Origin of the sequence: Dietzia maris (assembly GCF_014144855.1) — a bacterium.
Lineage (GTDB): Bacteria > Actinomycetota > Actinomycetes > Mycobacteriales > Mycobacteriaceae > Dietzia > Dietzia kunjamensis.
The window spans coordinates 1-12,992 of the sequence record NZ_JAALDN010000043.1; the positions used below are offsets into that span (position 1 = coordinate 1).

Here is a 12,992-nt window from a genome sequence, read left to right on the forward strand (position 1 = left end):
CCGCCGACGCGGCCGGCGTCACCGTGACCCGCGTGCCGGTGATGGACCCCACCCGCACCCTGGCGCGCGTGGAGTTCGACGGCGCCGCGGCCACCGCGATCCCCACCCATCCGAGCTTCCTGTCCCGCCTGCGCGCCGCCGGGTGGGCCGCACTGTCGGCCGAGCAGGTCGGTGCCGCCCGCGCCGTGCTGGACGCCACCGTGCAGTACACGCAGGAGCGCAAGCAGTTCGGCCGGGTCATCGGGTCGTTCCAGGCGCTCAAGCACCGGATGGCCGACATGTACGTCAAGGTCGAGACCGCCCGGTCGCTGTCCTACTCCGCCGCCGCCTCCGTTGCCGAGGCGCAGGCACTCGGCGACGGGCCCGCCGCCGACGAGGCGGCCTACGCGGCGGAGATCGAGGCCGCCGCGGCCAAGGTCTACTGTTCCGAGGCCCTGCAGTGGATCGCCGGGGAGTCGATCCAGCTCCACGGGGGCGTCGGCATCACCTGGGAGTACGACGCCCACCTGTACTTCAAGCGGGCCCACGGGACAGCGCAACTGCTCGGACAACCGCACGAACTCCTCGCCGCCCTGGAGGTCGCGGCGGGGCTGTAGCCGGGGCCACTAGAATCATCCGCATGAGCCCCTTCCCCGCGCACGGACGGACCAACGACCAGCGGTCGGCCGAGGACCTCGCGGCCCAGGCCGGTCGCCTGCTCACCGACCTGCGGGTCTCACGGGTGGCGCCGGAGGATCTCGGTGCGTTCGCGGAGGCCGAGGCGCAGTCCGTCATCATCGACCGACTGGCCGTGGCGAGGCCCGGCGACCTCGTGTTCGGCGAGTGGGACCCCGACTCCCGCGCCCGGCTGGAGGCCGACCGCGTGTGGTTCGTCGATCCCCTCGACGGGGTGCGCTCCTACGTGACCGAGGGCCGCCCCGACTGGGCCGTCCACGTGGCCCTGTGGGAGAAGGACCCCGAGGGTGTCGGCGGCATCACCGCGTGCGCGATCGCCATGCCCGCCTATGGCCGGGTCCTCACCGGGCGCGGCGCCACCACCTATCAACCCACGTCGATCATCCGCGGCCCCCGGCCCGGACCGCTGGTGCCGCCCCGCGGGGACGACCGCCTGCGCATCGCCGTCTCCGAGGCCGAGCCTCCCGCGTTCGCCGAGGAACTCGCCGAGGAGCTCGATGCCTCCCTGGTCCACCTCGGATCCGGCGGCGGCAAGACCGCCACCGTGCTCGAGGGTGAGTGCGACGCGTACATCCACACCAGCGGTCACCACCAGTGGGACTCCGCCGCCACTGTGGGCGTGGTGCAGCAACGCGGCCTGCACGCCAGCGCCCTGGACGGCTCCGAGCTGGTCTACAACACCGAGCAGATCGAGTTCCCGGATCTGCTGGTGTGCACGCAGGACGTGGCCGAGACGATCATCGACGCGGTCCGCAGATACCTCTAGCGCTCCAGGCCGCGGTAGCCGGCGAACCGCTCCGCGATCCGCTCCTCGCTGAGTCCGTAGTCGGCGAGCGTGTAGCGGTGCGCGGGGGCGCGGTCGCCGGACAGGCTCTTGTCGTTCTCGGCCACCACGCCCGCGCGCACCTCCTCCGGCAGCTCCGTGCCGACGGCGCCGTAGACGCGCTCCACCACGCCGGCCGGGTCGGCCAGCAGCTCATGGTGATCGACGTCGACGAACGTCGCCCGTGACGTCGGGTCCGCCTCGTGCCGCGCGCGGGCGGCGTCGAAGGTCTCGACGCCCCGCGCCCAGAAGTCCAACTGTGACTCACCTATGTACTCCGGGGTGAACCGCGTGGACCATTCCGCGGCGGTCTTGTGGGCGAGCGAGCACATCGACGCCATTGACTTGCGCGGATCGCGATGCGTCTGCACCACGACCGCGTCGGGGTAGACCTCGAGCAACGCGTCGAGGGCGAACAGGTGACTCGGGTTCTTGAGCACCCAGCGTCGCTCGGGATCATTCGCCCCGATGAGCTGGAGGTTCCGCTTGTGCCGCCGGTACGCGGGCACCCAGTCGGCGCCGGCCAGCCACTGCGAGTAGCCGTCGAGCCGGGCCAGGCACTCGTACGACGCCGACGTGAGCGACTGCCGCAGCAACTGCCAGCACTCCTCGAGGTCGTCCGCGGAGATGTAGTGCACGCCGCCATAGTCGGGGTTCTCCGCCATGAAGCCGGAGTACAGGTCCCGTAGGCCGACGTAGGCGGGGTCGTCCTCCCACTTCTCGCGCGGCGGCCGCGGCTGCGGCACCTCGGTCAACCACAGTTCGAGCCCCTGGTTGGCGGGGTCCGCGCCCAGGAGCCGGTGCAGCGCCGTGGTGCCGGTGCGGGGCAACCCGGTGACGACGACGGGACGCTCGATCGCCACCTCCGCCCCGGCCGGGTCCGCCGAGAATCCCGCGTTCGCCAGCAACCGGGCGGTGAGCGCGCTCTTGAGGACCGACCGCCAGTACTTGCTGCCGGCCGGGGTCAGGCCCGCGTCGGAGTGCAGGGAGTCCAGCAGGATCCCCAGCGCCTCGCGGTGCCCGTCCTCGCCGTCGCCGAAGTCCTCGAGTCCGACCGTGCGCGAGGCGCTGGCGTGCAGGTCCTCGACGGTGCCGACATGCACACGGTCCGTGTCGCCTCCGGCCGAGACGGTCATGAGAGTCCCCTCCGGGCGAACGCGTCCTGACGGGCGGCGATCCGCTCGCGCCACTGCTCCGGCGTCACCCGTAACTCCTCGTACCCGGGCACCTCGTCGGCGAGCCGCTCGAACGGCACCACCTTCACGGTGGGGCCCAGCTCCGATGTGATGGGATCTCCCACCCGCTGCCAACGGAACTGCATGATGCCCTCGCGGCGGCCCAGCGTCTCGACCCAGTTGGCCAGCCCCGGGTCGCGCTCGGAGACCACCAGATGGATCAGTCCGTCGGAGGTGACGTGCGCCTGGTCGGCGGTGAGACTGGTCTGGTGGTGCACGTACTCCAGCGAGGCGTACCACATGCTGCCCAGCTGGAAGCCCTGGTAGGGCACCCCGGCGACGGGCACAGAGATCACCATGGCCTCGTCCGGACCGAGCTCGAAGACGCCCGCGGACGAGAACTGCGTGGTGAGCCCACCCGGCGTCTGCCGCGGTTCGTTCAGCGTGTTGCGGGCCTGGTCGCCGAAGAACCACTCCGGGAACGCCAGCCACGTCCGCAGCCGCCCGACGAGCGCCTCGGCGAGTTTGGCGTAGAACTTCTCCTGCCCGGCGAGCGTCACCGGCTCCGGTGCGGTGCCGACCGTGTCGAGTCTGCGGATGATCGCCGACCCGGCCTCCTCACGGCTCCAGTCGGAGTACACCTCGCGGACCGCGATCATGGACGATCCCGGGTGGAGCACCACGTAGCCGGCGTCGCCCTCGTCGTCGTCGTACCTCGCCGGTCCCAATCGGAAGCGATACCGGCCGTCGGCGTCGATCTCCAAGGCACGGTCGTCGAACGCCGCGTGCGACGCGGCGCGCTCGTCGGCCGAATACGTCCCGGCCATGACCTGGAACGACAGGTCCGCGGTGGTACCGCGCCGACCCTCGATCTCGTACTCGGCGCCGTCGGTGAGGTTGGCGTAGAAGTACAGCGTGTCCGGGTTGTCCAGGCCCATCTTGGTGTACGGGCCCGTGGCCTGGAACAGCTGCGGGTGACTGCGCCCGCGGTGCTGGCCGGTCTCGATGGCCCCCCGGATGGTCCCCAGCAGGTAGTCCAGGCCCTCCGCGACGTCCTCCTCGGTGTGGACGTGCGGCGCCGAGCGGATGATCTCCTCCGCCTCCGCCAGCGCACCCGCCAGCGGTCCCGTCACGCCGCTCACAGCCACGTGTAGGAGTCGGCGGAGGTGATGAAGTTCTCCAACTCCTCCTGCTCGGGCGTCGGGTCGACCACGTCCTCCTCGATGCTGAGGTAGGCACCGCGGTAGAACAGCAACGGGCGGATGTCGCGCTTGGTCGGGCCGAGGTTGTCGACCCGCCCCAGCACGATCCAGTGATCGCCGCCGTCGAGGACCTGGTCGATCTCGCAGTCCAACCACGCCATGACGCCGTCGATCACCGGCGAGCCCAGCGGGCTGGGCGACCAGTCGATCTGCGCGAACTTGTCGTCACCGCGGCGGCCGAACGTCGAGGAGACGTCCTCCTGGTCCTCGGACAGGATGTTCACCACGAACCGTCCCGCCTTCTCGATCCCCTTCCACGAACCCGAGGTCTTCATCGGGCAGAACAGCACCAACGGCGGCTCGAGCGACAGTGCCGAGAACGACTGGCAGGCGAAACCCACCGGCTTGTCGTCCTCGACAGCGGTGATGACGGTGATCCCCGTACAGAACTGTCCCAGTGCGTCACGCAGTTCACGGCTGCTGAAGGACTGGCCCTCCGGGCTCTCGTCGGTGCTGCTCATGTGGGTCGTCCTCCCTGGACTTTCGGCTCGTGAACTGTCTGCAAGGCCCAGCCTAGGCGGCTACTTGAACCCGACGGAGAAGTCGTGGCCCCACAGGCTCACGGCCGTCGACTCACGCGCCACCCATTTCTCGTCGTCCTCGACCTGCACGCCCTCACAGCCGTACTCGCAGTCGAAGCCTCCGGGCGTCTTCATGTAGAAGCTCAGCATCTTGTCGTTGACGTGCCGGCCGAGCGAGGCCGACATCCTCACCTTCTTGCGCGTCGCCCGGTCCAGCGCCAGCCCCACGTCGTCCGCGGTACCGACCTCGACCATCAGGTGGATGATCCCGGTCGGGTTGGGGAACGGGGTGAACGCCAGCGAGTGGTGCCGCGGGTTGCAGCCGAGGAACCGCAGCCACGCGGGCTCGCCGTCGGCCGGTCGGCCCACGATCTCCGGCGGCAGGCTCATCGAGTCACGCAGCGTGAACCCCAGGACGTCACGGTAGAACTCGAGCGCCGCGGTCTCGTCCGGGGTGGACAGGACGATGTGGCCCGCACCCTGGTCGCCGGTGACGAACTCGTGCCCGTACGGCGTCGGGATGCGACGGTGCTGCAGCGCGATGGTGTGGTAGATCTCCAGCGTGAACCCGGCCGGGTCCTGACAGGTGATCAGCCCCCGCACCTTGCGGTCGCGCGCCACCTCGGCCGGGGCGTCCTCCCAGGGCACACCGGCCGCGTCGAGGCGCCGCTTGACGTCCTCGAACTCGCCCTCGTTCGCACACTCCCAGCCCACCGCGGAGAGTGTGTCCTCCTCGCCGGGGACGATGATCCACCGGTGCGGATGATCGTCCATGCGGAAGTAGAGCGACTCGGGATCGTCGCCCGATCCCACCACGAAACCCAGCACCTTCGTGCCGTACTCGTGCCAGGCGGCCATGTCCGTGGCGAAGACCCGGACATACCCGAAATTGCTGATCGCCATAATTGCCAGTCCTTTCGATCCGTGAGGCGGATCAGACCATCGAGTCGGTGACCTTTTCGCCGAACTCGTTCTGCCCATACATGATGTACGCCTTGGTGGCCTCGTTGGCGGCGTGGACCCGCCCGGCGTTGGCATCCCGCCAGAATCGCTGGATCGGCGAGGTCTCCTCCAGGGCGCGGGCCCCGGAGTTCTGGAACAGCAGACCGATGGCGTCGATCGACCGCTGCGTGGCCCGGACCTGGTCGCGGCGGGCGCGCGTGCGGAGCTCCATGTCCGGGTACCCGCCGGCGGTGATGATGTCCTGCTCCTCGCGCACGTTGCGCATGAGCTGCAGCCACGCCGCGTCGATGTCACCGGCCGCCTCGGCCAGGCGCACCTTGGCGAACGGATCGTCCTTGACCGCGGTGCCGAAAGCGGCGCGCACGCGCTCACGCTGGTGCCCGCGGTGCACCTCGTAGCAGCCGAACGCCATGCCGACGATCGGCGTCGAGATGGTGGTGGGGTGGATGGTGCCCCACGGCATCTTGTAGATGGGGTTGGTGTTGACCTCGAGCCCGGGGCTCTTGGTGGCCGCCATGAGACCGAAGGACAGTACGCGGTGCTCCGGGATGAGTGCGTCCTTGACCAGGATGTCGTTGGAGCCGGTGCCCTTGAGCCCGGCGACGTGCCAGACATCGAGGATCTCGTACTGGGACTTCTCGACCAGGAACGTGCAGAAGTCGACCATCTTGCCGTTGTCGTCGAGCACCGGGCCGCCCACGAAGACCCAGTCGGCGTGGTCGGAACCCGAGGACCAGGACCACTTGCCGTTGAGCACCAACCCGTCGGCGGTCTTCTTCGCCGCACCCATCGGCGCGTACGAGGACGAGATCCGCACCGTCGGGTCCTCGCCCCACACGTCCTCCTGCGCCTGCTGCGGGAAGAGCGCGAGGTGCCAGTTGTGGATACCGAGGATGCTCGCGCACCACCCGGTGGACGGGCACGCCGTCGCGATGGTCTTGACCGCCGTGTAGAAGGTCTCCATGTCCGCCTCGTACCCGCCCCACTGGGCCGGCTGGCACAGCTTGAAGAAGCCGGCCTCGTCGAGTTCCGCGATGTTCTGGGGATGGACCTTGCGCAGGTCCTCCGTCTCCTGGGCCCGCTCGGCGAAACCGGGCAGCAGAGCCGTGATGCGGTCGATGACCTCGTGGGAGGCGTACTCGCTCATGTGAACCTCTCTGGCGTTCGTGGGGGTGATGCGGACTAGACTAGAACACGTTACAATTTTGCACCAGGCAACCGCCGCCGGGCAAGAGCTTCTGGCACCCTGTGCCAGCACTTACGCACCCTGGTTGTGGCCTGCCCGCCCATTCTATAACCTGTTCTCATCCGGCTCACGCCCCTCAGGAGGAATCATGACCGCACCCGGCTCAGCCCCCGGAGCCGTCCGCGAGATCGATACCGGCAAGGCCCGGGATCGATATGCACGCGGCTGGCACTGCATCGGCACCGTCAAGGAGTTCTCCGACGGCAAGCCCCACTCCATCCACGCCTTCGGAACCAAGCTCGTGGTGTGGGCCGACGACGAAGGCGAGATCAAGGTCCTCGACGCGTACTGCCGCCACCTGGGCGGCGACCTGTCCGACGGCTCGATCAAGGACGGCAACATCGCGTGCCCGTTCCACGACTGGCGCTGGGGTGGCGACGGCAAGTGCAAGGGCATCCCCTACGCCAAGCGCGTTCCCCTGCGCGCCAAGACCCGCGCGTGGATCACCAACGTCCAGTCCGGCCAGGTCTTCGTCTGGCACGACCACGAGGGCAACCCGCCCCTCGAGCAGGACGCCATCCCGGTGATCGCCGAGTACGACACCGGTGAGTGGACCGACTGGGAGTGGAACCGCCTCGTCATCGAGGGCTCCAACTGCATGGAGATCGTCGACAACGTCGTCGACATGGCCCACTTCTACTACATCCACTTCGCGTTCCCGACGTACTTCAAGAACGTCTTCGAGGGCCAGACGGCGACCCAGTACCTCAACACCAAGGGCCGTCCGGACCACGACCCGTCCGGCGGCAAGTACGGCGACACCCTCCTGGAGTCCGAGGCCTCGTACTTCGGCCCCGCATACATGATCAACCCCCTCAAGCAGATGTACGGCGACTTCGTCACCGACGCGATCCTCATCAACTGCCACTACCCGATCGACCAGAACTCGTTCGTGCTCATGTACGGACTCTCGGTGAAGAAGCCGCAGGGCTTCGACGACGAGACGTCGGCGAAGATGGCGGCGAAGATCGCGACCTTCTTCGGCGAGGGCTTCCTCCAGGACGTCCGGATCTGGCAGCGCAAGTCCTCGATCGCCAACCCCCTCCTCTGCGAGGAGGACGGCCCCGTCTACCAGCTCCGCCGCTGGTACGAGCAGTTCTACGTGGACCGCGACAAGGTCGAGCCCGAGATGCAGGAGCGTTTCGAGTTCGAGGTCGACACCACCGCGGCCAACCAGTACTGGGAGAGCGAGGTCGCCGAGAACATGCGCAAGCAGGCGGCGGGCGAGGCGGAGATCTCCGACGAGCAGACCCAGTACACCGGCATGGCCGAGGTCGCCGGCGAGGCGGGCGCGGCCCCGTCGAAGAACTGATGTTCAAGAAGAACGATTCGCGGCGCGCGCCCACCTGGGACGAGACCGACCCGGCGCGCGCCGCGCGGCTCCACGAGTACACCGACCTGGATCGCGAGACCTACACGCGGGCCGGCTTCCAGCCCGTCGAGTGCCGCAGGTGTGGCACCAGCGTGGCCGTGCGCAAGAACAGCGAGAAGCACACCTCGATCCAGTGGACGGAGGGCGGCGACCGTAACTGCCCAGTCCTCAACGAGTGGCGCGAGGGTGGTGCACGGCCCGATGGCGAGGACACGTGCCCCCGGATGCTCGCGAGCATCCGCTACGCCTACGCCGAGGGTCTGCTGACCATCGCCGAGGGCGTCGACCCGGCCGACGACGAGCACATGGTGAACCCGCTCTACGTCCCCGAGTAACACCCCGACGTCCGGCGACTTCCCCGAGGCGAGAACAGCCCGGAGGAGGTCGCCGTCGTCTGGGACAGTGCGCAGAAACCCGTCCGCGCGTATCCAAGCGATAGGCTCCCGATCCATGACCGAAAATCCCCCGCTCGGCTCCTTCGTGCGCGAGCTCACGATCGCCGAGGTGATCGAGGAGACCGCCGAAGCCAAGTCGATCGTCTTCGACATCCCCGCCGGCTGCGAGGACGACTTCCGGTACACCCCCGGACAGTTCCTCACCCTGCGAGTTCCCAGTGAGCGGACCGGATCCGTCGCGCGCTGCTACTCCCTGTCGAGCTCCCCCACCGAGGACGCCCGGCTCAAGGTGACCGTCAAGCGCACGATCGACGGATACGGGTCCAACTGGCTGTGCGACAACGCCGAGGCCGGTATGAGCATGCACGTGCTCGCCCCGTCCGGCATCTTCACGCCCAAGAATCTCGACCAGGACTTCATCCTCCTGGCCGCGGGTTCGGGCGTGACCCCCGTGATGTCGATCCTCAAGTCGGCCCTCGCCCAGGGCACCGGCCACATCGTCATGGTTTATGCGAACCGCGACGAGAAGTCGGTCATCTTCAAGGACGAGCTGCAGCGCCTCCAGCGGGAGAACCCCGACCGCCTCACCGTTCTCCACTGGCTCGAGTCGGTCTCCGGCATCCCCACCGCGGAGATGATCGGCAACCTCCTCCAGCCCGTCGCGACCAAGCGGCACTCCTACATCTGCGGACCGGCGCCGTTCATGGAGACCGTCAAGGACGGGCTCCGCCGCTCGGGCGCCGACATGCACCTCATCCACACCGAGGTGTTCTCCTCGATCGAGGGCGACCCGTTCGCCGAGATCGTCATCGACGAGTCGGCCGACGAGGACGGCGCCGGCCCGGCGACCGCGATCGTCGAGCTCGACGACGAGGTCCACGAGGTCTCCTGGCCCCGCAAGACCCCGCTCCTCGACGTCCTGCTCTCCAAGGGGATCAAGGCACCGTTCTCCTGCCGGAAGGGCGAGTGCTCGGCGTGCGCCTGCATCCTCGAGTCCGGTGAGGTCGAGATGATGCACAACGGGATCCTCGACCCCGAAGAAGTGGAAGAGGGATACGTCCTGAGCTGCCAACTCCTCCCCAAGACCGACCGCGTCGAGGTGTCGTACTCCGAGTGAGCCCGCTCGGAATCCAGCCGGGGCTGGCAAACTCGGTGGCGTGACCAGCCCCGTCGTCGCCTTCACCTCCAGGTACGGCTCCACCCGGCGCTACGCCACCGCGCTCGGGAGGCGACTCGGCGCGCCCGCGGTCGAGCTCGCCGACCTCGCCCCCGCATCCGACGCCGACCCGCTGATCCTGCTCGCGCCCGTCTACGCGACCCGGATCCTCGGGCGACGTCGGATCATCCGGGCTATCCGCTCGGCTCCCGGGCGGGTCGCCCTCGTCGTCGTCGCGCTCTCCCCCGCGGACGACCCCGGGCGCGGCTCCCTCTCCGCCCGCCTGATCACCGCCACCGGCCGGGCCGTCACCACCTTCCACGTCCGAGGTGACCTCGACCCAGCCCGGCTCAACTGGGTCGACCGCACCCTCATGGCCGCGCTCCGCCGCCAGTTGCGCAGGACCCCCGACACGCCCGCCGCGCGGATGCTGTTGTCCGGCGAGCCCCTGCACTTCGTCGACGAGACGGCCCTCGACCCGGTCGTGGCCTGGGCGGACGGCGGCGACACCGCCCCCTGAACCGCCAGCAGCCGCGCATTCCGGGGGTCATCCGGGGCGCGCGGCTGCAGGCCGGGAGGATCAGGCGTTCGCACGCTCCTTCTGGATCTCCAGCGCGATGTCGATGAGCTGGTCCTCCTGGCCGCCCACGAGTCGACGCTCACCGGCGCGGAGGAGGATCTCCGAGGCCGGCACGTCGTACCGCTGCGCGTGGCCCTCGGCGTGCTTCATGAAGGACGAGTAGCAGCCGGCGTAGCCGAGCATCATGGCCTGGCGGTCGACGACGCACTCGCTCGGCATGAGCGGGCGCACCACGTCCTCCGCGGCGTCGGCGATCTTGAAGAAGTCGACGCCGGTGGTGATGCCGAGCTTGTCGCACACGCCGACCAGTGCCTCGACGGGCGTGTTGCCCGCGCCGGCGCCGAACCGACGGGTGGAGCCGTCGATCTGCTGGGCGCCCGCGCGGATGGCCATGATGGAGTTGCCCACGCCGATGTCGAGGTTCTCGTGGCCGTGGAAGCCGACCTGGGCGTCGTCACCGAGCTCGGCGACGAGAGCCGAGACGCGGTCGGAGACCTGGTCCATCACCAGGGCGCCGGCGGAGTCGACGATGTAGACGCACTGGCAGCCGGCGTCGGCCATGATCCGCGCCTGCCCCGCCAGCACCTCGGGCGGCTGGGTGTGCGCCATCATGAGGAAGCCGACGGTCTCCAGGCCGAGGTCGCGCGCGTACCCGAAGTGCTGGATGGAGACGTCGGCCTCCGTGCAGTGGGTGGCCACGCGGCAGATCGACCCGCCGTTGTCCCGGGCCTGGAGGATGTCGTCCTTGATACCCAGGCCGGGCAGCGTGAGGAACGCGATCTTGGCCTGCTTTGCGGTCTCGGCCGCGACCTTGATGAGGTCCTGGTCGTACGACTTGGCGAAGCCGTAGTTGAAGGAGGCGCCGCCGAGGCCGTCGCCGTGGGTGACCTCGATGACCGGGACGCCGGCGCCGTCGAGCGCGGCGACGACGTTGCGAACGTCCTCGACGGAGAACTGGTGCCGCTTGTGGTGCGAACCGTCGCGGAGCGAGGAGTCGGTGATGCGGATGTCGAGCTCGGCGCTATAGGCGCGGGCGTGGGCGTTGTGCGGGTTGGTCGTATCCATGTCTGTCACACTCCGAGCTTGGTCTTGGCGATATCCTCGCCGACCTTGGTGGCGGCGGCGGTCATGATGTCGAGGTTGCCGGCGTACGGCGGCAGGAAGTCTCCGGCGCCCTCGACCTCGACGAAGATCGCGACGCGGGCCATGCCGCCGGTGATCTCGGTGGGAGGGTCGAACTGCGGCTCCTGGAGTAGGCGGTAACCCGGCACGTACTCCTGGATCTCCTTCTCCCGCGTGCGGATGGCGGTGGTGATGAGGTCGTGGTCCGCATCCTCGGGGATGGCGCAGAAGATCGTGTCGCGCATGATCATCGGCGGCTCGGCCGGGTTGAGGATGATGATGGCCTTGCCGCGCTTGGCGCCGCCTACTTTCTCGATCGCCAGCTTGGTGGTCTCGGTGAACTCGTCGATGTTGGCGCGGGTGCCCGGGCCGGCCGACTCGGAGGAGACGGAGGCGACGATCTCGGCGTATTCCACGGGCACAACCGAGGACACGGCGTGGACCATCGGGATGGTGGCCTGGCCGCCGCAGGTGACCATGTTGTGGTTGGGGGCGTCGACGTGCTCGTGGAGGTTCGCCGGCGGGATGACCATCGGGCCGACCGCGGCCGGGGTGAGGTCGATGGCGATGATGCCGGCCTCTTCGTACTTGGGCGCGTAGGCCTTGTGCACGTACGCGCTGGTGGCCTCGAACAGCAGGTCGGGCTTCTCGCCACCGGCCTCGATGGAGGCGAGCAGCTCGTCGGCGCCGCCCGCCATGCAGGTGAGGCCGTGGTCGGCAGCGCGCTTCATGCCCTCGGACTCGGCGTCGATGCCGATCATCCACTTGGGTTCGATGTACTCGCTGCGCTCGAGCTTGTACATGAGGTCGGTGCCGATGTTGCCGGACCCCACGATCGCGGCGGTGAGCTTGGTCTTGTCTGTCATGACGGAAGTGTCGCGCGGGCGGGCTCGTACGACAACAAACTGTGCCACTCAGTGAAATTCCGGCACTCCAGGGCTGGGCCCGCCGGCATTCAGGCCGGCCGAGCGCGCGTCCGGGCCGCGCCCGGAGGGTTCGCGAGGTGACCGTCTGCGCTGATGAGCCGGTCGGCGAAGGCGTTCCACTCGCGTTCCCGTATGGCGTCGCGCGCACGGGCCAAGGGGCCCTTGGGTCTGGTGCGGTGTTGGTGTCCGGTGTCGGTGAGGATGATCAGTTCGCCGAGCGGGCCGGGCCTGTAGGCGTTGGTCCCGAATGTCTTCTCCCGGTGGTGTTTCCGACACAGGCAGACGAGGTTCCACTCGGTGGTCGGCCCGCCGAGTTCGGGATTCTTCGTATTGAACGCGATCACATGGTCCACGTCACAGTCCTCCGCGGGAACCGAACACCCCGGATGTCGGCAGGTGCCGTCGCGCATGCGGATGCGCTCCGCCATCGCGGGGGTGATCAGGTAGCGCAGGGCGTGTTCCGGGGAGTCGAGCACGCCGGGGGCGGGGTCGACGAGTTCGAACCGCACGCGTGCGTCGGCGCCCTCCAGCAACTGCTGGCACAACCAGGAGTAACTGCTGTATGCGCCGTGCACGAATTCCACGCGGTTGGGCAGCCCCTGCGCGGCCGCGGCGATCACGCTCACCCGGATCGGCCGGCCGGCTGCGGCGGCGTTACCGAGCGACGGCCTGGGCATGTCCGCACCCACGGTGACCTCACCCAGCTCGATCGATCCGTCGTCCCCCGGGCCGGAGTCCGTCCCGCCGGCGTCGGCGGGCGCCGGGGCCGGGGCGGG

Annotated in this window: 14 protein-coding genes; 6 read left to right on the forward strand and 8 right to left on the reverse strand. The window is 68.9% G+C overall.

All coding sequences use genetic code 11. From position 1 onward, the window contains the following. Positions 1-596, forward strand: a 596-nt coding sequence (locus tag G6024_RS01610; RefSeq protein WP_268817097.1) for an acyl-CoA dehydrogenase family protein, incomplete at its 5' end; no start/stop codon positions are given. Positions 597-619: 23 nt separating this feature from the next. Next, positions 620-1,441, forward strand: coding sequence for an inositol monophosphatase family protein (locus G6024_RS01615; protein ID WP_159147711.1), 822 nt, complete (start codon positions 620-622; stop codon positions 1,439-1,441). On the opposite strand, the gene G6024_RS01620 is transcribed toward G6024_RS01615, so the two are convergent. The 5 genes from G6024_RS01620 to hsaA are packed head-to-tail and all read right to left on the reverse strand — an operon-like array spanning position 1,438 to position 6,566. Then, positions 1,438-2,634, reverse strand: coding sequence for a sulfotransferase family protein (locus G6024_RS01620; RefSeq protein ID WP_159147713.1), 1,197 nt, complete (start codon positions 2,632-2,634; stop codon positions 1,438-1,440). The genes G6024_RS01615 and G6024_RS01620 overlap by 4 nt on opposite strands. Further along, positions 2,631-3,815, reverse strand: coding sequence for a hypothetical protein (locus G6024_RS01625; protein ID WP_159147724.1), 1,185 nt, complete (start codon positions 3,813-3,815; stop codon positions 2,631-2,633). Before G6024_RS01625 ends, G6024_RS01620 begins: the two co-directional genes overlap by 4 nt. Beyond that, positions 3,812-4,396: a 3-hydroxy-9,10-secoandrosta-1,3,5(10)-triene-9,17-dione monooxygenase reductase subunit gene (gene hsaB / locus G6024_RS01630; protein ID WP_159147715.1), complete on the reverse strand. Its 585-nt coding sequence runs from the start codon at positions 4,394-4,396 to the stop codon at positions 3,812-3,814. Before hsaB ends, G6024_RS01625 begins: the two co-directional genes overlap by 4 nt. A gap of 60 nt (positions 4,397-4,456) precedes the next feature. Next, positions 4,457-5,359 carry an iron-dependent extradiol dioxygenase HsaC gene (gene hsaC, locus G6024_RS01635; RefSeq protein ID WP_154828961.1) on the reverse strand — a complete coding sequence of 301 codons (903 nt, stop codon included), beginning with the start codon at positions 5,357-5,359 and terminating at the stop codon, positions 4,457-4,459. Positions 5,360-5,390: 31 nt separating this feature from the next. Then, a complete protein-coding gene (gene hsaA, locus G6024_RS01640; protein ID WP_119192656.1) occupies positions 5,391-6,566 on the reverse strand; it encodes a 3-hydroxy-9,10-secoandrosta-1,3,5(10)-triene-9,17-dione monooxygenase oxygenase subunit in 1,176 nt (391 codons plus the stop codon). A 187-nt stretch (positions 6,567-6,753) separates the two neighbouring features. Between hsaA and G6024_RS01645 the strand changes: the two genes are divergently transcribed. The 4 genes from G6024_RS01645 to G6024_RS01660 all read left to right on the forward strand — a co-directional run bounded on the left by G6024_RS01645 (position 6,754) and on the right by G6024_RS01660 (position 10,108). Continuing rightward, on the forward strand, positions 6,754-7,977 hold the full coding sequence (locus G6024_RS01645; RefSeq protein ID WP_159147717.1) for a 3-ketosteroid-9-alpha-monooxygenase, oxygenase component: 1,224 nt from the start codon (positions 6,754-6,756) through the stop codon (positions 7,975-7,977). Next, a complete protein-coding gene (locus tag G6024_RS01650) occupies positions 7,977-8,372 on the forward strand; it encodes a hypothetical protein (protein WP_119192654.1) in 396 nt (131 codons plus the stop codon). The genes G6024_RS01645 and G6024_RS01650 overlap by 1 nt, the downstream gene beginning before the upstream one ends. 115 nt (positions 8,373-8,487) lie before the next feature. Next, entirely contained in the window at positions 8,488-9,549 is a 1,062-nt protein-coding gene (locus tag G6024_RS01655; protein WP_159147719.1) for a 2Fe-2S iron-sulfur cluster-binding protein, read from the forward strand. 40 nt (positions 9,550-9,589) lie between these two features. After that, positions 9,590-10,108: a flavodoxin domain-containing protein gene (locus G6024_RS01660; protein WP_159147720.1), complete on the forward strand. Its 519-nt coding sequence runs from the start codon at positions 9,590-9,592 to the stop codon at positions 10,106-10,108. Positions 10,109-10,168: 60 nt separating this feature from the next. On the opposite strand, the gene dmpG is transcribed toward G6024_RS01660, so the two are convergent. From dmpG to G6024_RS01675, 3 genes are all read right to left on the reverse strand, one after another. Then, positions 10,169-11,233 carry a 4-hydroxy-2-oxovalerate aldolase gene (gene dmpG / locus G6024_RS01665; RefSeq protein WP_159147725.1) on the reverse strand — a complete coding sequence of 355 codons (1,065 nt, stop codon included), beginning with the start codon at positions 11,231-11,233 and terminating at the stop codon, positions 10,169-10,171. Between the two features lie 5 nt (positions 11,234-11,238). Then, on the reverse strand, positions 11,239-12,156 hold the full coding sequence (locus G6024_RS01670; protein ID WP_159147722.1) for an acetaldehyde dehydrogenase (acetylating): 918 nt from the start codon (positions 12,154-12,156) through the stop codon (positions 11,239-11,241). Between the two features lie 89 nt (positions 12,157-12,245). Further along, on the reverse strand, positions 12,246-12,992 hold a 747-nt coding region (locus G6024_RS01675; protein WP_235027717.1), incomplete at its 5' end, for an HNH endonuclease signature motif containing protein.